This is a genomic window from Micromonospora sp. WMMD1120 (assembly GCF_029626235.1).
In the GTDB taxonomy this organism is placed as follows: domain Bacteria; phylum Actinomycetota; class Actinomycetes; order Mycobacteriales; family Micromonosporaceae; genus Micromonospora.
In genome coordinates, this window is sequence record NZ_JARUBO010000005.1 from 2637777 (window position 1) to 2657517 (window position 19741).

At 70.7% G+C, this 19741-nt stretch carries 21 protein-coding genes; 17 read left to right on the forward strand and 4 right to left on the reverse strand.

Annotated features, from left to right (window positions below; genetic code table 11):
* Nucleotides 1–17: 17 nt before the first annotated feature.
* Nucleotides 18–1061 (reverse strand): FomB family phosphonate monophosphate kinase, encoded by a 1044-nt coding sequence (locus O7634_RS12455; RefSeq protein WP_278150299.1) that lies wholly within the window; start codon nucleotides 1059–1061, stop codon nucleotides 18–20.
* A 192-nt stretch (nucleotides 1062–1253) separates the two neighbouring features.
* Between O7634_RS12455 and O7634_RS12460 the strand changes: the two genes are divergently transcribed.
* The 15 genes from O7634_RS12460 to O7634_RS12530 all read left to right on the forward strand — a co-directional run bounded on the left by O7634_RS12460 (nucleotide 1254) and on the right by O7634_RS12530 (nucleotide 13108).
* Entirely contained in the window at nucleotides 1254–1448 is a 195-nt protein-coding gene (locus tag O7634_RS12460) for a hypothetical protein (RefSeq protein ID WP_278150300.1), read from the forward strand.
* A 119-nt stretch (nucleotides 1449–1567) separates the two neighbouring features.
* Nucleotides 1568–2014 carry an SRPBCC family protein gene (locus tag O7634_RS12465; protein ID WP_278150301.1) on the forward strand — a complete coding sequence of 149 codons (447 nt, stop codon included), beginning with the start codon at nucleotides 1568–1570 and terminating at the stop codon, nucleotides 2012–2014.
* A 24-nt stretch (nucleotides 2015–2038) separates the two neighbouring features.
* On the forward strand, nucleotides 2039–2992 hold the full coding sequence (locus tag O7634_RS12470; protein ID WP_278150302.1) for an ABC transporter ATP-binding protein: 954 nt from the start codon (nucleotides 2039–2041) through the stop codon (nucleotides 2990–2992).
* On the forward strand, nucleotides 2976–3761 hold the full coding sequence (locus O7634_RS12475; RefSeq protein WP_278150303.1) for an ABC transporter permease: 786 nt from the start codon (nucleotides 2976–2978) through the stop codon (nucleotides 3759–3761). The genes O7634_RS12470 and O7634_RS12475 overlap by 17 nt, the downstream gene beginning before the upstream one ends.
* A 43-nt stretch (nucleotides 3762–3804) precedes the next feature.
* Nucleotides 3805–4809, forward strand: a complete 1005-nt coding sequence (locus O7634_RS12480; RefSeq protein ID WP_278150304.1) for a hypothetical protein — start codon at nucleotides 3805–3807, stop codon at nucleotides 4807–4809.
* Nucleotides 4806–5363 (forward strand): hypothetical protein, encoded by a 558-nt coding sequence (locus O7634_RS12485; protein ID WP_278150305.1) that lies wholly within the window; start codon nucleotides 4806–4808, stop codon nucleotides 5361–5363. Before O7634_RS12480 ends, O7634_RS12485 begins: the two co-directional genes overlap by 4 nt.
* Nucleotides 5360–6616, forward strand: coding sequence for an aspartate aminotransferase family protein (locus tag O7634_RS12490; RefSeq protein ID WP_278150306.1), 1257 nt, complete (start codon nucleotides 5360–5362; stop codon nucleotides 6614–6616). The genes O7634_RS12485 and O7634_RS12490 overlap by 4 nt, the downstream gene beginning before the upstream one ends.
* A 1-nt stretch (nucleotide 6617) precedes the next feature.
* Nucleotides 6618–7904, forward strand: coding sequence for an acyl-CoA dehydrogenase family protein (locus O7634_RS12495; protein ID WP_278150307.1), 1287 nt, complete (start codon nucleotides 6618–6620; stop codon nucleotides 7902–7904).
* The gene (locus tag O7634_RS12500) at nucleotides 7901–8182 is read left to right on the forward strand and encodes an acyl carrier protein (RefSeq protein ID WP_278150308.1); all 282 of its coding nucleotides are present in this window, start codon (nucleotides 7901–7903) and stop codon (nucleotides 8180–8182) included. The genes O7634_RS12495 and O7634_RS12500 overlap by 4 nt, the downstream gene beginning before the upstream one ends.
* Nucleotides 8179–9417, forward strand: coding sequence for a beta-ketoacyl-[acyl-carrier-protein] synthase family protein (locus tag O7634_RS12505; RefSeq protein ID WP_278150309.1), 1239 nt, complete (start codon nucleotides 8179–8181; stop codon nucleotides 9415–9417). Before O7634_RS12500 ends, O7634_RS12505 begins: the two co-directional genes overlap by 4 nt.
* 37 nt (nucleotides 9418–9454) lie before the next feature.
* Nucleotides 9455–10483 (forward strand): SDR family oxidoreductase, encoded by a 1029-nt coding sequence (locus O7634_RS12510; protein WP_278150310.1) that lies wholly within the window; start codon nucleotides 9455–9457, stop codon nucleotides 10481–10483.
* Nucleotides 10480–10992: a flavin reductase family protein gene (locus O7634_RS12515; RefSeq protein ID WP_278150311.1), complete on the forward strand. Its 513-nt coding sequence runs from the start codon at nucleotides 10480–10482 to the stop codon at nucleotides 10990–10992. The genes O7634_RS12510 and O7634_RS12515 overlap by 4 nt, the downstream gene beginning before the upstream one ends.
* Before the next feature lie 185 nt (nucleotides 10993–11177).
* A complete protein-coding gene (locus O7634_RS12520) occupies nucleotides 11178–12200 on the forward strand; it encodes a low temperature requirement protein A (protein WP_278150312.1) in 1023 nt (340 codons plus the stop codon).
* 267 nt (nucleotides 12201–12467) lie between these two features.
* Nucleotides 12468–12797, forward strand: a complete 330-nt coding sequence (locus O7634_RS12525) for a hypothetical protein (protein WP_278150313.1) — start codon at nucleotides 12468–12470, stop codon at nucleotides 12795–12797.
* Nucleotides 12794–13108 carry a hypothetical protein gene (locus tag O7634_RS12530; RefSeq protein WP_278150314.1) on the forward strand — a complete coding sequence of 105 codons (315 nt, stop codon included), beginning with the start codon at nucleotides 12794–12796 and terminating at the stop codon, nucleotides 13106–13108. Before O7634_RS12525 ends, O7634_RS12530 begins: the two co-directional genes overlap by 4 nt.
* Before the next feature lie 335 nt (nucleotides 13109–13443).
* Here O7634_RS12530 and O7634_RS12535 read toward each other — a convergent pair whose 3' ends face one another.
* Entirely contained in the window at nucleotides 13444–14706 is a 1263-nt protein-coding gene (locus O7634_RS12535; protein WP_278153950.1) for an ATP-binding protein, read from the reverse strand.
* 430 nt (nucleotides 14707–15136) lie between these two features.
* On the opposite strand from O7634_RS12535, the gene O7634_RS12540 reads away from it, so the two are divergent.
* The gene (locus O7634_RS12540; RefSeq protein ID WP_278150315.1) at nucleotides 15137–16030 is read left to right on the forward strand and encodes an IS5 family transposase; all 894 of its coding nucleotides are present in this window, start codon (nucleotides 15137–15139) and stop codon (nucleotides 16028–16030) included.
* A 313-nt stretch (nucleotides 16031–16343) separates the two neighbouring features.
* On the opposite strand, the gene O7634_RS12545 is transcribed toward O7634_RS12540, so the two are convergent.
* Nucleotides 16344–17594 carry an MFS transporter gene (locus O7634_RS12545; protein WP_278150316.1) on the reverse strand — a complete coding sequence of 417 codons (1251 nt, stop codon included), beginning with the start codon at nucleotides 17592–17594 and terminating at the stop codon, nucleotides 16344–16346.
* Nucleotides 17595–17663: 69 nt separating this feature from the next.
* On the opposite strand from O7634_RS12545, the gene O7634_RS12550 reads away from it, so the two are divergent.
* Nucleotides 17664–18701: a DUF5937 family protein gene (locus O7634_RS12550; RefSeq protein ID WP_278150317.1), complete on the forward strand. Its 1038-nt coding sequence runs from the start codon at nucleotides 17664–17666 to the stop codon at nucleotides 18699–18701.
* Between the two features lie 93 nt (nucleotides 18702–18794).
* On the opposite strand, the gene O7634_RS12555 is transcribed toward O7634_RS12550, so the two are convergent.
* Nucleotides 18795–19352 (reverse strand): hypothetical protein, encoded by a 558-nt coding sequence (locus O7634_RS12555; RefSeq protein WP_278150318.1) that lies wholly within the window; start codon nucleotides 19350–19352, stop codon nucleotides 18795–18797.
* Nucleotides 19353–19741: the final 389 nt, after the last annotated feature.

A 19741-nucleotide genomic window follows, 5' to 3' on the forward strand; every position in this document is an offset into this window, starting at 1 on the left:
GGCTTCGCGGCCGGCGGTCACGCGGAGAGCTGCTCCAGCACCGCGCGCCGGATCGCGACGTCCGTCATGTCGACGCGGGAGACGTAGCAGCGCGAACCCTCACACATCTCGGCGATCGCCTTCTTCATCCGGCCGTAGTGTTCCGCGAAGGCGTCGATGTCGTGCGCGAAGTGGGAGATGAGGTCGTCCTTCAGGCCGTAGGTGGTGACGCCCATCCCGAACTGGTCCAGGAAGGCGGTCGCCGTCGACGACGAGACCCGCTCGAGGGCCGGCGCGCCGGCTGACCGCCGCCCCATGATGACGATGTTGCGTACCGGCGCGGCATCGACCGGCGGAGCCGGGAACAGTTGCTCCGGGCGGGCGATGTACTCGCCCTGCTCGAGGTGCCGGGGCAGGCGCAGCCGGGCGATCGTGGCACGGAACACGTCGTCCGCCCGAACCCGGATGGCGGACGGCACCGCGTGCGCCACCCCGTCGCGGAGAAGGGTGTGTGTGTTCGTGAGGAAGCGCGCGCCGCCGAGACACGCCTGCGTCAGGAAGACGGTCTTTCCCCCGCCGCTCTGGCCGAAGAGGAGTGTCGCGCCACCCTCGGGGGAGGCGAAGCCGCCCGCCTTGAGGTCCGCGTAGCCCTCACCCGCCGCGTAGACGCAGAGGAGGTACTTGACGAAGTAGGGCCAGACCAGCCGTTCCAGGGACGTGCCGTACACCGAGAACGTGCGACCCCTCGTCACCAGGTAGGCCGGAGCGCCGAAGTAGGGGCCACGGTAGTAGCCCCTGGCCATCCGCTTCGCCCGTACCGTGTCGTCGATCTGGTCCCGGACGACGCTCTCGTCGATGCGGTCGCGGGCCAGGTCGATGCACCGAACCTCGAAGTCCGCCGTCGCACCGGGGACGTCCGGCCCGAATCGCGTGAAGTAGGAGGTGGCGGAGAAGTCCTCCACGTTGCTCGACAACCGCACCCGGAACAGGTTGAGATCCACCACCGTCGAGAACCGGATCGGCGTGCCGTCCGTCGACCTCGACGCCGTCCCCGCCGACCCGCCCGGCGTGCCGGCGCTCATCGGGCCGCCGCAGCGGGTGCCGCGAGGGGTGACCACCGGGGCCTGACCCGCCTGCTGGATGTGCGCGGTCGTCGTACGGAAAGAGTCATTGTGGCTCCGGGGATCGAGAATGACCGACGGGCACGTGGCGCGGAGCGGGCGCCGACCCCGAGGCCTTTTTCCAGCAGGGTCGGACGTTAGCATCCGTCATCGTTGCGCGACAACGAATCGGCGCGGGAATCCGATATTCAAAAATTTGATTCCACGGGCCAGGAAAACGCCCAGGCGCCGGTGATCCATCCTTGCCCCTTGGCAGGTCAGTCACCTGCCAGCGCCTTCCAACAATTGAAATACGGCAGCGTTTCGCCGAGCCTTGTCGGCTCTTTGACCCGCATAGTACGGTCGTGAACGCCCGATGAAGAACCTCAATGAGGTGACCGGGTCCGAGGGCATCGCGGATCGGTCCACCAGCCCCATCCACTCAGGTCCGACCGCCAGCCGGTCTGTCCGGCGAAACGAGGAGCACCGTGCCGATCGTCGAGGTGAAACACGTCATTGCGGCCGCGCCCGAGCTCGCCTGGGCGGCGGTTATCGACATCGAGCTCTACGCCGACCACATGGACAACGTCCGTTCGGTGAAGATCACTAAACAGCTCGGGCCCGACCACCGGATCAGTGAGTGGTCGACGTTCCTCAAGGGGTCGATTCTGGAGTGGGCCGAGGAGGAGACCCTCGACCACGAGAAAATGCGCATCTCGTTCCATCAGGTGAGCGGCGATCTTGAACGGTTCACCGGCTACTGGCAGGTGACGGAGAACGGTGACGAAGGCAGCGCGCTGACGCTGTACGTCGACTTCGAGATCGGCATTCCGCTGCTCGCCGACATGCTCAATCCGGTCGCGGCCACCGCATTGCAGGAGAACGCGGTGCAGATGTTGCAGGCGATCGAGAGCCGCGTCCTGTCCGGCAACTGACCCGACGGAAGTCCAGGCCGCCGCATGCATCCCTCTGCCACCCGCGCCGTCTCCTCGTCCGGAGACCCGTCGGCGAAGCCCGACCCGGGTCGGACCCTGGTTGTCTCCGCCCTGTCCTTCCGCTATCCCGGGCAACGCGAACCGGTGCTGCACGACGTGTCGTTCGAGGTCCGGCCCGGTCAGTCCCTGGGGCTCCTCGGGGCCAACGGATCAGGAAAGAGCACACTGCTCAATGCTCTCCTGCGGGTGCGCCCCGGCGACCACGGCGGCGAGGTCACTGTGGGCGGGGTGGCCGGGTTCGACCGCATCCTGGTGGGCTACGCCACCCAGCAGATCGCGCTCTACCAGCAGTTGACGGTGGCCGAGAACGTTCGTCACGTCGCCCGGACGCTGTTGCCCCGGCGGGCGGTGGCCGCCGCTGTCGAGCGCACCCTCGGCGAGTTCGGGCTCACCGGACGGGCCGGGCAACCGGTGCACCGGCTCTCCGGCGGCTGGGCGCGACTGACCCACCTCGCCGCCAGCTTCGTGCACGAGCCGCCACTGCGCCTACTGGACGAGCCGACCGCGGCCCTGGATTTCGAGACCCGTACCCGGCTGGTGGAGCTCGTCGACCGGTGGCGGCAGGCCGGTGCCACCGTTGTGGTCACCTCGCACTACCCGGAGGACATCGAGGAGATGTGCACCGACGCGGTGGTGCTGGGCAACGGCACCGTCGGGCAGCGCCGGCCGGTCGCCGACCTGCTCGCGGGCTACCACCGGGAGTTGGTGATCAAGACGGTCACGTCGGAGGACCTGCCGCGTACCGTCCGGATGCCGCTGCCGGGGACCGTCGGCGACCTCGGTCCGGGAGTCGCCCACCTCCTCGCGACGTCCGCCGCCGATCGGCTGCTCGAGGTCCACACCACCGGCTCCCGGCTGCGCGACGTGCTCGTCGCCGATCCTCGGCTGCAAGGGGTGCTCGATGCCGAAGACCGCTGACCGGCCCGCGTTCTGGTCCGTCGTGGCGGCGTTCGCGGTGAGCGACAGCCGGATCCTGTGGCGGATGCGGACCCCGCTCGCCTTCATGTTCGCGGTGCCCGCGGTGCTGGCCGTCACGCTCGGCCCGGCGGTGTCCGGCGCCGGTGCCGGCGGGTCCGCCGTCCCCGGCCGGTCCATGGTCGGCATAGCGGTCATGTTCAGCTTCATGACCGTCAACTACACCGGGCTGGCCCTGTTCCGCGAATACACCAACCACACCTGGGTCCGGCAGGCGGTGAACCGTCCCGCGCGCACGGCGTTCCTGCTCGGCAAGATGCTCCCGGTCGCGGCGGCCGGCCTGATCCAGCTGGGCATCTTCGCCGCCGTCGCGTTCGTCGCGTACGGGCTGCCGTTGCACGGTTCGCCCGCGCAGCTCCTCGTCGTCGCGGTGGCGCTGGTCGCGGCCGGCTGCGCGCTCGGCGCGGTGCTGTTCGTCGTGACCCGTACCGCGCCGGTCTTCCAGAGCATCGCCTACGTGCTGCTGCTCACCACCGGCAGTGTCGGCGGCGCGATCGTGCCCTCCGACCAACTGCCCGCGGTGTCCCGCGCGATGGGCTTCCTCACCCCGCAGCACTGGGCGATGCGCGCCCTCGACGAGACGACCAGCGGGGCCGGCTCGTGGGGTCCCACGGTGCAGGCCGTCGCCGTCATCGGGGCGTTGGCCCTGGTGCTCGCCGTCGTCGCGGTCGTCGGCGTCGGCTACAACCTCGAGAAGTCGGCGTTCACCTGATCACCGGACAGCCGTCCGCCGGCGCGCCCACGAAGGAGCACTCTTGATAACCGACGCCGAGATGCTGACGCATCTCACCCGCTTCCTGGCCGGTCACCGGGCCACCCCGGAGGCGCTCCTCGCGGAGGTGGGGTCCACCTTCGGCCCGCCCCTGCTCGTCGTGGCCTCCGGTTCCGTCCTGCACGGCTTCGGCAACGCGAGCAGCGACGTCGACCTGCACGTCGTCGTCGACGACCGGCGGGTCACCGATTTCCCGGTCAGCTCGCACGGACTCGGCGTCACCGTCGACACGACGTACTTCGAGGCCCGCCCGGTGCGGGACGAGGCCGCGGCGCTCCGGGCCGGGGACGGCGTGCCCGCCGGCGCCGAGCGCGCGGTGTGGAAGGCGGCCCGGTCGCGGCTGCAACGCCTCGGCCGGCTGTCCTTCGGGTACGCGCTGGACGGCACCGACGAGTGGCGCGCGTGGCAGGCCGACCTGCGACCGGTGTTCGTCGACTACGCCGTGCGCTGGTGGCGGACCGAAGCGCTGCGCTACCGCACCGCCGCCCGGCTGCTGGCCGACCGTCGCCCGCTGATCGCGGCGGTGCGCTTCGGGGACGCCGCGACCGCCGCGCTCGACGCGTACGCCACTGCGGGCGGCGAGGCCTACATCGGGCACAAGTGGTTGGGCCTGAAGCTGGAACGGCTCGGCCGCACCGACCTGCTCGACGCGTACCACCGCCTGCTCGACCTGCCGACCAGCGCCGAGCAGCTACCGGAATACCGCGACCACGCCGAGCAACTCGTCGCGCGACTCACCGTCGAACAGCCGCTGCCCGACGACCCGTACGTCACGCTGACGCCCGCCGAGGGCGCGACCACCTGGCAGGTGCACGACCGGGTCCTGGTGCACCGGTGGGGACTGCGCGGCGTCGAGCTTGTCGACGGTGACGCGGGCGCCGATCCGAAGCTCGCCTGGACCGGCCAGGTCAGCGCGCTCCCCGCCGACCTGCGGTTACTGACCGAGGAGGATCTCGTATGGATGTCCGTGTCGGAGCACCGGCCGTGACCGCGACGCCGGTCCGGGTGCTCGAACCCCGCCGCTGGGCGGCGTTCCACTGCTTCGGCATCATGGACCTGCTGCTCATGGTGCACGCCAGCCACGAGGACGTGATCGGCGCCGTCGACTCCGGACAACTGGCCGTCGCGAGGTTCGCCACCCGGGAGGTCGTCCTCCGCACCAGCGCGGTGCGCTCGCTGTGGACCGAGGGCTTTCCCGCCGATCCCACCGACGCGCTGGCCGACCCGTTCGCCGGTCTCGACCCGCAGGAGATCCAGGACGGCCTGGACCTGGTGCGCCGGATGGTCCGGGCGACCGACACGGCGGAGGCCGCCACCCACCTGCCGGCGATCGACGCGTACGTGCGTCGGCTGGAGTCGGACCTCGGCTACCCCGACCGGGCGCCCTCGGTGCGCCGCCCGGAGGGCACCTTTCCGGCGCTGCGCATGGTCCGGCAGATCCTGCCGATCAACCGGGCGGCCCACCTGCCGAGCGCGATGCCGGCGGCATGGCTGCCGGACGGCGGCGCCGCGGCCCACGGCTCGTCGGGCGGTCCGGCATGAGCGGGCCACGGAACGCCGTCGACGCCGGCGACGTGCTCGACCGGGTACGCCGACACCAGTCGCCCCGGGTCGCGCTGACGTCGACGTTCGCCGGGCAGGGAGCGGTCGAGGTCGGCGCCGGCGGCTGCCGGGTCCGACTGTCCGACGGCCGGGAGATGCTCGACTTCGGGTCGTACGCGGTGACCCTGCTCGGCCACCGGCACCCCGACGTGGTCGCGGCGGTCCGCGAGCAGCTCGACGTGATGCCGACCGCCAGCCGTACGCTGGCCAACCCGGTCACGGCGCACGCCGCCGCGACGGTCTCCGCCTACCTCGACCACGCCCTACCCCGCGTCTACTTCGGGCTCAACGGCGCCGACGTCGTCGAGGTGGCCCTCAAGCTCGCCCGGCTGACGACCGGCCGCAGGCGGGTCGTCGCCGTCGACGGCGCGTTCCACGGCAAGTCACTGGGCGCGCTGGCGCTCACCCACAGCGCGCACTTCCGCGACGGTCTGGAGGACTACCTCGCCGACACCGCGCACGTCGCGGGCGACGATCCGGACGCGGTCGGACGCGAACTCGCCCGGGGCGACGTCGCGGCGCTGGTCGTCGAACCGGTCCAGGGCGAGAACGGCGCGGTCCCCATCGCCCCGGAGGTGCTGCGGGCCTGGTGTGCCAGCGCCCAGGAGCACGACGTCGTGGTGATCGCCGACGAGATCCAGTGCGGGCTGCGCCGGTGCGGCGAGCGGTCGGTCGCGCTGTCGGCCGGGCTGCCCGTCGACGCGGTCCTGCTCGGCAAGCCGCTCGGCGGCGGTGTGGTCCCGCTGTCGGCCGGCCTCTTCTCGGAGCGGCTCTACCGGCCGCTGGCCGACAACCCGTTCCTGCACTCGGCGACCTTCGGCGGCCACCCGCTCAGTTGCGCGGCGCTGCCGGCCGCCCTGAACGCGATCGAGGCGCTCGCCCCGCGGGGCCAGGCCATCGAGGCGCAGATGAGCCGCGGCCTGGCGGACCTGCGGCAGGCGCACCCGGCCGCGATCACCGCCGTACGGGGTCGAGGGCTGCTGTGGGGCATCGACCTCGCCACCCCGGCGCTGGCCGGGGAGGTGCTGCTCGGCCTCGCGGGCGCCGGCCTGCTGGTGTCGCCCTGCCTCAGCCGGGCCTCGACACTGCGGCTCCTGCCGCCGCTCGTCGCCGGTGACGGGGAGGTGGCCGACGCGCTGAAGATGCTGGACACCACGATCGCCGCCGCGGAACACACGTTGGAGGGCGCCTGAGATGACATCACCCACCGACCTCGCGGCCACCATCTGGCCGGACGTCACGCACCTCCTGCCCGACGCGACGGTGGCTCTCGTCGGCGCCGCGGCCGAGGAGGCCGACCGTGACGGGAAGCCCAACGCCGCCGGGCTCGACGCGCTGCGAGCCGTACGCTGGCCGGGCCTGCCGGTGCCGACCCAGTTCGGCGGGGGAGGCGCTGGTCTGCTCGCCTGCTGTGCCGCGCAGCGCCGGATCGGCGCGGCCGACCCGGCGCTCGCCATCGCTGTCAACATGCATCTCTTCTCGGTCGGTCTGATGGTCGAGCACTGGCGTCGCCGGTCCGACGTGTCGTGGATGCTCATGGAGGCCATCGCCACGCAGGGCCGCCTGGTCGCCTCGGCCTTCGCCGAGCCGAACCTCGGCGGGTCGGTGGTGCGCTCCACGATCCGGGCCCGACGGACGGCGAAGGGGTGGCAACTCAGCGGCCGGAAGAGCCCCTGTTCCCTGATCGCCGAAGCCGACCTGGTCTGCCTCCAGGTGCAGTCCGACCCGGCCGACGGGCCGGAGGAGGTGCACGTGCTCCTGCTGCCGACGAAGGCCGAGGGGGTCAGCGTCTCGCAGACCTGGGACACCATGTCCATGCGTGGCTCCGGCTCGGACACGCTGGTGCTCGACGACTGTCACGTCCCGGACGACCTGGTCTTCTACAGCGGTCCCATCGGCGAGGACGACGACGTCGTCGCGGCCGGGCTGATCTGGTTCGCGCTCACCAGCGTCGCGGTCTACCTCGGACTCGCGCAGGCGGCGCTGCACGCCACCCAGACCCTGACCGGGCGGGGCCGGATCGCCCATCTCGACGCCACCCGGGCCGAACTTCCCAGCTACCAGTCCGTCGTCGGGGACCAGGCCGCCCGGCTCCTGACCCTGGAGGCCGCGTGCGCCGGGCTGGCGGCGCAGATGGACGCCGGCGCCGATCCCCAACTGCTGCTCCCGGCCGCCCTGGGTTTGAAGCACAGCGCGGCCGAGGTCGTCCCCGCCGCCGTCGGCGCGCTGACCGAGGCGTGTGGCGGCGTCGCGTTGAGCCGGCGGATGCCGCTCGAACGGCTCTGGCGGGACGCGCAGGCGATCCGCTTCCACCCGCCGACCGGGGCCGCCACCCGCCAGTACCTCGGCCGCCTGGCCCTGCGGGTGCCGGCGTTCCTCGACCTCGACGAGTCCGCGCCGCGGCTGCGGGCCGCCACGGCCGGCGATGGTGAGCACCCTGGTACGACCCACGCCGACCCAGACCACAGGAGGACACCGTGAGTTCACGGGACGAGGTTGCCGACCGGGTTCGCGTCGTGATCGCGGAGGTACTCGCTGTCGAGCCCACCGAGATCGGGGACACGAGCGACCTCGAGGTCGACTTCCGTATCGACAGCCTGGAGCTGATGGAGATCGGCACCAAGCTGGAAGCCGAGCTGGACGTCCGGCTCACCCTCGACGATCTGGTGAAACTCCGGACCGTGGGTGACGCCATCGATCTCCTGTACGGCCGGCTGACCGCTCCCGCCGCGGTCGCACCGGAGGGTGGTCAGCCGTGAGCGACCGCGCCCGGGTGGCGATCACCGGGCTGGGCGTGAAGTCCCCGGCCGGCAACTCGGTCGACGAGGTGTTCGCGGCGATGCTCGGCGCCCGGTCGACGGCGGTCGTCATCGAGTCGCTGATCACGGACAGGTCGCCGGTCACGTTCGGCTGCCCGGTGCCTCCGTTCGATCTCGATGCCTATCTGCACCGCCGTGAGCAGCGCAAGACGCACTGGACCTCGCACCTCGCGCTGGCCGCCGTCGCCGACGCCGTCGCGGACGCCGGTCTGACCAGCGACGCGGTGGACCTCGACCGTCTCGGCGTCCACGTCGGCACGACGGCGTCCGGGCTGGCGCCGACGATCCAGGTCGTCAAGACGTACGCGGACGAACCGGCCGCCATGCCGGTGTACACCGTCAGCAAGATCATGCCGAACTCGGTGGCCGCCGGGATCGGTCTCCAACTCGGCGCGCGCGGTCCCTACCAGACCGTCGCGACCGCCTGCGCCAGCGGCACGACGGCGATCGGCGAGGCGGCGCTACAGATCCGGAACAACGCGCTGGACGTCGTGGTGGCCGGCGGAGCGGACGCGTCGATCGAGGCGATGACGATGGCGTCGTTCGCCAAGGCCGGCGCGCTCTCCCGCCGCCACGACGATCCCGCCCGCGCGTCGCGGCCCTTCGACGCCGACCGGGACGGCTTCGTGATGGGTGAGGGCGCGGCCTTCTTCGTACTGGAACGCTGGGAACACGCTGTCGCTCGCGGCGCCCGCATCCTCGGGGAGGTCGCCGGTTACGCCGCCAACTCCGACGCCTTCCACATCGTGGCGCCGCGCGCCGACGGCGAACAGGCGGCCGCCTGCATGCGCCGGGCGATCCGCGACGCCGGCCTCGAACCCGGCGACGTGGGTCACGTCAACGCGCACGGCACCAGCACCCAGCTCAACGACCGCGCGGAGGCCCTGGCACTCGGCACGTGCTTCGGCGCGGCGGTGCCGCCGGTCACCGCGAACAAGGGCGTGGTGGGGCACCTGCTGGGCGCGGCCGGGGCCTTCGAGGCGCTCGTCGCCCTGGTCAGCTCCGCCCGCGGCTCGGTGCCGCCGGTGGCCAACTTCACCGGCGGCCCGGACGCCGACCTCATCGACATCGTCGCGAAGGAGCCCCGGGCGGTACGGCCGGCGCCGGTGCTCTCCAACTCCTTCGGCTTCGGTGGGCACAACGCCTGCCTGGTACTGACACCGACGGCGGTGTGACCCACCGCCCCATCCACGCACAGCTACGGGGGACACCATGCGAATTCTCGTCACCGGCGCCGACGGCGTGGTCGGCCGGGAGGTTCTCGAGCAGCTCGCCGCGCACCCGGCGGCGCCGACGGTGGTGCCGGTGACCCGCACCGGCTCCCGGCCCGGCACAACGGCCTGGAACATCGGCGCGGAGGCACCACCGGAGGCCGTACGGGGTCCGTGGGACGCCATCGTGCACATGGCCGCCTGCACCCGCTGGACGATGACGCGGGCGGAAGCGGAGGCGGCGAACATCGCGCCCACCCGCGCGGTTCTGGACCTGCTGGCCCCTGGCACGCACCTGGTGCACGTCTCCACGGCGTACGTGGGCGGGGCCCGGACCGAGGAGTCCGACGCCGCCGACTTCGACGGCTACCGCAACGGCTACGAGTGGTCCAAGGCCGAATGCGAGCGACTGGTGCGCGCGCAGGTGCCGAACGGACTCACCATCGTACGGCCGCCGCTGATCCTCGGGCGGAGCACCGACGGCGCGATCTCCCGCTTCTCCGGGCCGTACACCCTGCTGCAGGCGCTGGTCTCGGGCCTGGCGGCCGTGGTGGTCGGCAGCCCCGACGGGTACGCCGAGGTCGCGCCGGTCGACCAGGTCGCGGAGGCCATCGTCGACGCGGCCGTCGGCGCCGCCCCGAACGACCAGCGCCTGGAGGTCGTCGCGGCGGGCGCCGCGGCGCTGCGGCTGAGCGAGATGGTCGACATCGTGTGCGCCGAACTGACCGGGTGGCGGGCCGAGCGCGGGCTCGGGCCGATCCAGGTCCCACCGTTGATCTCGACGGAGTCGTGGCACCGGTTCTTCCTGCCCCTCGCGGAGCGCCACCTCAGCCAGGTCCAGCACGAGGCGGTTCGCCTCCTCGGCATGTTCGAGAGCTACACCAGCATGCCGGCGCCCTTCGAGCCGACCCGGCCGGTCGCCGACCCGCGTGCCGTCCTCGTCCAGTCGGTGCGCTGGTGGGCGGAGAACAAGCAACGGGCGGCGTCGCGGACACCGACACCGTGGACGATGGTCGGCGCGTCGGCATGACCACCACCGACCCGCCGGGCGACGTCGACCTGTCGGGCGGTGAGCGCCTGCGGTCGGTGTTGCGCCACCACCCGGCTGGCGTGGTCGTGGTGACCGCCGCCGGACCGCAGGGCCCGGCCGGGTGCACGGTGTCGTCGTTCAGCTCGGCCAGCCTGCGGCCACCCCTGGTGTCGCTGTGTCTGGACCACGCCTCGACCACCTGGGCCGCGGTCCGGCACAGCTCGCGGCTGGCCGTACACCTGCTCGACGCCCGCCACCGCGACCTGGCGGCCCGGTTCGCGGGGCGATGGGACGACAGGTTCGGTCCGGCGACCCCCTGGCACCCCGATGATGACGGCGTCCCCTGGCTGCGGACCGGTACGGCGCGGCTGCGCTGCACGGTGCACCGCGCCGTGGACGTCGGCGACCACGCCCTCGTGATCGCCGACGTCCGCCGGATAGACCCCGGCGAGGCGGCGAATCCTCTGGTCTACCTCACCGGACGGTACGGGGTGCACACGCCGCTCTGACGGTCGCCGCCCCCTTTGGTTATCCGGTGCGCGTCCTTCCGTGGGCGGCGCAAAGGCGTGGTACGACTGCTTCAGCGACATGGGGACGAAGCAGGCGGGCGGGTGACGACGAACAGGGCGGCCAATCTGCTGCGCAGGCGTGAGAGCCCACAGCGGCCGACCTTCCTGGAGCTGTTCTCGATCTCGTGTTCGTCTTCGCGCTCACCCGGATCGTCCACGAGTTGGTGCTCGACTACACCAGGGACCACGTCGCGGAGAGGCTGAGCACGTCCCTCGCGGAGAACGGCGAGACGCTGCTGCTGTTCCTGGCGGTCTGGTGGATCTGGACGCAGACGGCGTGGGTGACGAGCAAGTTCGATCCGTTCCAGCCGGCGATCCAGGTGGGCCGTACCCTGTTCTTCGCGCTCATCCTGCGGGGTCACACCCTCCGCCGCGTCAACATGCTGGCGTTCGTCTGGTTCGGTGTGTCGGCCCTGCCGTGGCTCAGCGGAGCCTTCGCGCCGGAGGTGACGCGCAACTCGCTGTGGACGCTGGCCCTGGCGATCGACTACCTGGGGGCCAGATTCGGCTGGCCGGTCCCGGGGCTGGGTCGCGCAGAGGTCTCCCCGTGGGCCGGGGCGGGCGAGCACCTGGCCGAACGCTACTGGCAGCTCGTCATCGTCGCGCTCGGGGAGACGATCCTGACCTCCGGGTCGAGTCTGCTGCTGGGCCCGATCGGGGCCGAACGGACACTGGCCCTCACCGTGTCGTTCGTCGTCACGGTGTTGTTGTGGCGGATCTACTTCTACCGGGCCGGACAGATCCTCGGCGAGGCCATCGCGGCATCCGCCGATCCCGGCCGGATCGGTCGGTTGGCCGAACTCGCACACCTGCTCATGGTGGCCGGCATCCTCGCCGGCTCGGCCGGCTCCGAACTCACCCTCATCGACCCCACCGGAGCCGCCAGACCCGCGTGGGTCGGGGCCATCCTCGGCGGGCCCGCGCTGTTCCTCGCCGGGCGCTCACTGTTCGAGTACGTGGCCTTCGCCCGGGTGTCCTGGCCACGCCCGATCGGAATCGTCCTCCTTGCGGCCATGGCACCGGCGATGGTCGGCCTGCCGCCGCTCGCGGTCACCGGAGCAGCGGTCGCCGTCCTGCTCGGTGTTGCCGTCTCGGACACGATCCGCGCACACGGACGGCCCCTGGAGCAGGCCTCGCCGCCCCGCTGACCGGCACCCGTCGCGCCGCGCCAACGGCGCGGCGGGCACCACCGGTCAGCTCCGCCGCCGGTCGGGCGGCGGTACCTCTGCCACGCCCAGGGCCGGCTGTGGAGAGTGACGTCTTCCGCTATCCTTGAGCCGGCTGCACGCGCCAGCCGGCTCCGCGTTCCGGTCACCCACGCCGCCGGAACACCGACGGACAAGGGTCCTTGACTCGCGCAAGGTCGCACACCGGTCTCTCGTCCTGGTGGAGCGTGGGTCCGCCGGAGGCGTGTCATGACCAGCAGGCGTAACCACAAGCAAGCCATCCGGGCCCGTATGGCGATCACCGGTGAGCGCTACAACGTGGCGGCGCGAGCACTGCGGAGCCCCACCTTCCGGCCGGCCGCCGAGCTGCCCAGGCGGATACCAGGGGCACATCTCATCCTGGTCGGTCAGTTGCCCCTGCCACGGCGTCCGCTGGTCATTCGTCGAGATCCGGCGGCGCTGACCGAGAAGCTCAGCACCTTTCTGCAGGGTTGGGAGGCCGGCCGGGCGGCGCTCGTGCGCTACCGGGTGGACCGGCGCACCCAGGCGGCAGGTTCACGTTCCGGGAGCATCGGGTGAGCGGCGGCGACGGCTCGGTGATCGCCGCCGCGCTCGCGACCGCGTCCGGCTCCGCCGGGCTGTGGTGGTTACTACGGGACTGGCTGCGCAACCGCCGGGAGCGAGGCCGGTTCAGCGACGTCACGCATCTGATCGACAAGGTCGGAACCGACAAGATCGAAGAGATCGCGCACCTCGCCCACGTCCTCATCACCGACAGCCGCACGTCGACTCGACCCACGTTGTCGGCCTCGCGCCGCGACGATCCCGTGGACGACGTCGGAGCTGTCGACGCCGGCGGGTCATCGAAGCGGCGCGGGCGACGGCGGTAGGCGGCCGCTTGGCCACGCTGACGCGCGTGCGTGGTCGTGAGTCCAGCGGGCAACGGGGGCCAATCTGGGTCGCTCCCTGCCAACGCGGGTCAACCGCAGGTCGTCACATTGCCACTCGCGCCCCCGTAGCTCAGGGGATAGAGCATCAATTTCCTAACCCGACGGTCCACCGGTGTCCGCAGGCCGATGACGTTCGGCTCTTCGGCTCTTCGCTTCTTGGCCCCGTGTGCCGGTCCCCGCGCGGTCCAGTTGCGATCGCTCGCCGAAGATCAGCAGACGATGCCCTTTCGGGCCTCGACGGCCCTGACCGGCTGAGAAGCGGCCTGCGGACCAGGTCAGTCTGCTGTCGGGGCGGAAGCCTGCCACACTGCACTGACCGGTATGGCGCGGAGTCTGTCACCGAACGGCAGCGTGGCGGTTCCGGTATAGAGGACGATGCCGACGATGAAGTCGTCGCCGAGGCAGGCGGCGAGTCGGCGTAGCCCGCGGAAGTCGTCAGGTCCGACGGTGCTGGCTGCTTTGACCTCGATCCCGACCACCTGACCAGCTCGGTTCTCGAGCACCGCGTCGACTTCGTACCTGCTCTGGTCGCGGTAGTGCGACAGGTCGACGGACTGCTCGGACCAGGTGAGCTGCCGGGCCAACTCGGACAGCACAAATGACTCGAGTAGCGGGCCGAACGGCGCGCCCGGCCGGAGTAGTGCCCGAGCGTCGGTCGCGATCTCGTTGGCGGCGATGCCCGAGTCGACGAAGATCAGTTTCGACGCGGCGGTGGTCCGGGTGCCCAGGTTGCGGGACCAGCCCGGGATCCGCTTGATCAGGAAGATCTCTTCCAGGGCTCGGAGGTAGCGGGCGATCGTCGGTCGACTGAGCCCGAGGGCGGATTCGAGGGAGTTGGCGGCGATGATGGTCGCGGACCTGGCCGCAAGCAGCCGTACCAGTTTCCGTAGCTCGCCCTTGTGCTGGATGTCGGACAGCTGCCGGACATCGCGGTCGATGAGCGCCTGGACGTAGGCGTCGAGGAACCGCTGGCGGCGGCGCGGGTCGGCACGGGTGGTGGCCTCGGGTAGGCCGCCGCGCACTATCCTGGCCGCGTAGTCGGCGCGGGTCACATCCGACTCGTGTCGCAGCTCCGGACCGAGGGTGAAGACGGCGTCGATGAATCCGTCCGGTTCAGCATCGAGTTCTCCTTGGGAGAACGGCCAGAGTTCCACGGTCTCCATCCGGCCGGGCAGCGCGTCCGGGGCGGCCACCATGCCGAACAACCGTGACGAGCCGGTGAGCAGATAACGGCCCGGACGAGGATCCTCGTCGACTGCTGCCTTGATGGCCAGCAGGAGTTCCGGAGCGCGCTGAATCTCGTCAATGACCAGGAGTTCGCCGGAGTCCACGAACCCGACCGGATCGGCGATCGCCGCCGCCCGGTCCTGAGCCCGATCAAGATCGCGGCGCTCGGCTAGACGATCGCCGGCAACGAGGCGAACCAGGGTGCTCTTGCCTGCTTGGCGTGCTCCGCTGATCAAGACGACGCGGGTGTCCGCCAGGGCGGCATCGACCTGCGCGGCGGCGCGGCGGGGGATTAGGTGCGGTGTGGGCACGGCGTCATCATAACAACCGCGTTTCGATCTGCGAGGATCTTCGTTTTCGGTCTGCGGCATGGTCCGCATTCGGTATGCGGAATTCTGATATTCGATCTGCGGGGCCACGGATGAGCCGGTTCGTGGAAGGGATCCAGATCCAGGGCTACCAAGATCAGTATGGGTGGCGATGTGTGGACTCGCGTAGAGACTCCTCCACCGGATGCCAACCCGCGTGTGCTCGAGCGGGGGCCCTGGGCTGGGACAACGGCGATCCGGGGAACGTGGGCCACTCCCTGCCACCCCAGGTGAACCCGCAGGTCGCTCGACTAAGGCGTGTTTCAGAAGTCGTGGTGGCTGATGAAGGTCATGGTGTGGCGGTGATCGACAACTGAAGAGGTCTCCGGTATCTGGTTCTGCGACCAAGCAAGAACTTCATACCGGAGACCTCGTGGCCACCTTAGCGGTGACGAGGCGGCACGACCTGACCGACGCTCAGTGGCAGCGGCTCGCCGCGCTGCTGCCTGTCGCGTCGGCGAAGGGTCGTCCGCCGAAGTGGGAGAAACGGCAGCTCATCGACGGGATCAGGTGGCGGATCCGGATCGGGTCGCCCTGGCGTGACGTCCCGGCCGAGTACGGACCATGGCAGACGCTCTACGGCCTGTTCCGTCGCTGGCAGCGCGATGGGACCTGGGACAAGATCCTGGCCGCGTCACAGGCCACCGCAGACGCGCAAGACCGGATCACCTGGACGATCAGCGTGGACTCGATGACCAGCCGCGCCCATCAACACGCCGCGGGCGCCCGTAGGAACCCTCACCTGCAGAAAGAGCCGCCCGGCGGCGTGCACGACGAACCCGCTGATCACGCTCTCGGACGATCTCGCGGCGGTCTGACCACCAAGACGCATCTGGCCTGTGAGCAGGGCCAGAAGGTCTTATCAATGGTCGTGACCGCCGGACACCGGGGTGACAGCCCTCAGTTCATCCCGGTCCTGCGCCGGATCAGGGTGACCCGACTCGGAGCAGGCCGGCCCCGCACCAGCCCCGACCTCGTCCTGGCCGACAAGGCCTACACCAGCCGCGGCAACCGCGCCTACCTGCGCAAGCGTGGCATCAAGGCGTGCATCCCGAGCAAGACCGACCAGGACGCCCACCGCAAAGCCAAGGGCAGCCGCGGCGGACGCCCGCCGAAGTTCGACCGAGACCTTTACCGGATGCGACATGCCGTTGAGAACGGCATCGCCCGACTCAAGCGCCACCGCGGCGTGGCCACCCGCTACGACAAGCTGGCCGTCCGGTTCCAAGCCGTCCTGACCATCACCATCATCTGCGAGTGGCTCTGACCGGGCTTATGAAACACGCCTTAGGCCCTCGCGCCCCCGTAGCTCAGGGGATAGAGCATCGGTTTCCTAAGGCGACGCTCTATCTGTCCCGTAGGCGCGCTACCTGCGGGTTCCTATTCTGTTTTCACCTTAGTGGGTCGCACACGCGCGTTGCTGAGCTCGCTTGCTGAAGATCAGCAGAGCAGAGGTAAGTCCTGCTCAGGCCGTGCTTCGGTCCCTTCGGCGCGTCCTGCGGGAGCCGGTGAAGTTGCCGCGCGGCCTCAGTCTACGGTGCCGCGACAGCTTGGCCAGCAGCGTGGCGAGCGGGGCCGCTTTATCGTGGCGCGGCAGCAACCGGTGCCGGCTCTGCCGGGCCGGTCGGCGGCACCTCCATCGTGCGCAGTGGCGAGAGGAATATTGGTACCCAGGCGACGGCCATGCCGACGGTGCCGCACCAGAGCGCGGCGCGCAGCGACACGTGCTCTCCGACGAGACCGGCGAGCACCGAGCCGATCGGCAGTGCCCCGGAGAGCACGAAACGCATGGTGGCGTTCATGCGGCCCAGCATCCGGTCCGGGGTGATGGTCTGCCGGAAGCTGACCAGCAGGACGTTGTCGATCGACGCCTTCGCCATCATCAACAGGTAGGCCAGGGCGGCGGCCCACAGCCAGACGCCCCGGTCGGCGAAGGGCAGCAGCAGGTAGACGGGTGCCACGGTCGTCGCGGCGACGATGAGGGTACGCCCGTAGCCGAAGCGCAGCGCGAGTCGCCGGGCGGCCATCGTGCCCAGGACCGCGCCCACCCCGCCCACGGCGAAGAAGACGCCGACCAGTCCCTCCGGCAACCGCAGTTCCCGGACGATCAGCAGCGGAACGATGACGACGATGACCGTGGACGCCAGGTTCACCAGCGCCCCTGATGCGGCGACGGCGCGCAGGGCGGGTTGTCCGGCGACGTAACGCAGGCCCTCACCGATCTCCCGCCACAGATGCCGGGGCCCGTCGGGTACGGCAGGTGCCGGCTCCTGGCGGCGGATCAGGCACAGGCAAAGAAACGACCACAGGTATGTGACCGCGTCGACGGCGATGGCCACCGGCGCGGTCAGTGCCTGCACGAGGGCGCCGCCGGCCCCTCGACCGACGATCCGGGAGACCGCCTCGGTGCCGGCGAGGCGGGCGTTACCGGCCACCAGGTGCTCGCGTCCCACGACCGTCGGCAGATAGCTCTGCGCCGCCACGTCCGAGAAGACCCGGCCCGCGCCCACCAGGAAGGCGACGACGAAGAGTTGGGTCATCGTGAGGATCCCCCACCACCACGCCAGCGGCACCCAGGCCAGCAGCAGGAACCGGACGAGGTCGGCGGCGAGCAGGACGGGCCGTCGGCGCATCCGGTCGACCCACACACCGGCGGGCAGGCCGATCAGCAGGAAGGCCGCCGTGGTGGCGGCGTTGAGCAGGCCCACCTGTTCCGGGCCGGCCTGCAGGGCCACGATCGCCGCCAGGGGGAAGGCGATGTAGCTGATCTCGCTGCCGAGCCGACTCACCGCCGTACTCGCGAAGAGCAGTTCGAAGTCTCGATTCGCCATGTCGAGAGCATGCTGCGAACAGGACCGTCAGCTCGATAGATTTAGACCAGGCTGAATTGCAGGAGGGCGATGCTCACCATCGGGTTCTCGGCGTACGACCTCGCGGTGATGCGGTTCGCGTTCTCACCGATGCAGGAGATCGTCGCCAGCGTCCGCGTGCTCAAGGATCCAGCGGCATACGCCCTGCACGTGCCGTGGGTCAAACAGGTGGCACCCCGGGTGGCCGCGGCAGCGGGCGCCTTCGACCTGCTGTTCGCCCTGGTGCCAGTGCCGAGCTGGTACATCCCCGACTTCGTCACACCACCCCCGACGACGCCGGTACCCGATCTACAGACCGAGCTCGCAGATCTCCGCCGCACCGCACCGCAGCAGGTGCGCACGGACCTGGACCGGTTGACGACACTGCGGGACCCGGCGCGGCGGAACGCGCCCCCCGGGCGCGACGACGCGCGGGCGCGCAGGGACGATGCCGAACTGCACGCCTTGTGGACCGACCCCGCCGCGGGGCTGGATCGCCTCGCCGGACAGATGAACGACTACTGGCAACTGGCCGTCAGCGAGTACTGGCCCCGGCTGCGCAGCCTGCTGGAAGCCGACGTCGTCCACCGCGCCCGCCGCCTGGCCGACGGCGGTCCCACGAGCCTCTTCACCGACTTGGCGCCATCCGTGAGCTGGCACGACGACCGGCTCACCATCGTCCATCCACGCTTCGCCGGTCACCGCCAACTGGACGGCGAGGGCCTGCTGCTCGTCCCGTCGGCATTCGTCTGGCCGACGGTCTTCTCCAGCACCATGCCGCCCTGGCAGCCGACGCTGACCTACCCCGCGCGCGGCGTGGCGACACTGTGGGGAAAGCAGACCACCGCGACCGCCCCAGCGCTGCAACGGGTGATCGGGCGCTCCCGCAGCCGGCTGTTGCTGGAGCTGGACGCACCAGCCTCCACCACGGAGCTGGCCTACCGCACCGGGCTGACGCCCGGAGCCGTTTCGCAACACCTGGGCCTGCTGCGATCGGCCGGCTTGGTGGGCGCGTCGCGCAGCGGCCGACTGGTGCTGTACTTCAGAACCGACGCGAGCGACATGCTGCTGACCCAGGTTCGTCACTGACGCCGCTCGACCAACAGATCACAATCGGCGATCGGTCGCCGAGCCGTGAGGGCGTCAGCCATGATCGGAGGGGTGAGCGCCGCCCCGGGGGCGTCACTCGCGGGTCAGCCCCGGTGGCAGCGCGTCCTCGTCGGGCTGGACCTGGCGGGCGTTGGCCACCGGGTTGCGTTGAAGGTTGCGGATCAGTGGTGCGGGGCCGCCGACGCAGGTCCAGGTGTCGTCCCAGAGCGCGGAGACCAGCCATGACCGGTCGGCGGGAAAGAACAGATCGGGTAGCGCTCCGTGAGGGTGGCGGATATGACCGGTGCGCCAGGTGAGCGCTTGCTCGGGGCCGGCCTGGACCAGCACGTACTGCCAATTCCAGTAGAGCAACACCCTCGAGGCGTGGGGAAAGACGACGTCGTGGGCGCCGGTGTCGAGGTAGGCCAGCCACCACGGCTGGTCGGACGTGTGCGCGGTGAGGTCCTCGACGAGGGCCTGCTCGTAGGCGGCAGCGGTGACGTCGTCGGTCTGGTACGTGGTGGCGTAGGCGTCGAAGACCGGCGGGATCGCGGTGGTGATCGAGACGCCGGCACCGGTGTGCCCGGCGATCCAGCTCACGTCGGCGGCGGCGCCGACGCGCCAGTCCCGCCCGTCCTTGTTGACTTGCACACCGCTATTCAAGTCGCTGTCTCGGTGGTTGTAGTGGAATCAGGCCGGTCTCGGAACAGCGGCCGGTGGCCAGTCGCCATGGGCCACCATGCCGTACGCCTGCCCCGCGCTCGGTAAAGCATGCTGCGTCGGTCCCGCACATCGTGTCCGAGGTGCCGGTCGGTGACGGCGGCAGGCTCGAGGTCGCCGCGCCCGCAGGGTCGGGAGTGGGGATGGCTGTGTGTGTTCCGCCGTGATCGTGGCTAAGCGTCGAGGCGCCACCCACTCCCGCCTTGCGGGCGGGCTGGTTGAACGGGCGCGGCCCTGCGGGCCGTAGACCCTGATGCCTGGGAGCGGTGGGTATGGCTGCGTGTGTTTCGTCGAGATCGCTTGGCTGACGGTAGGAGATG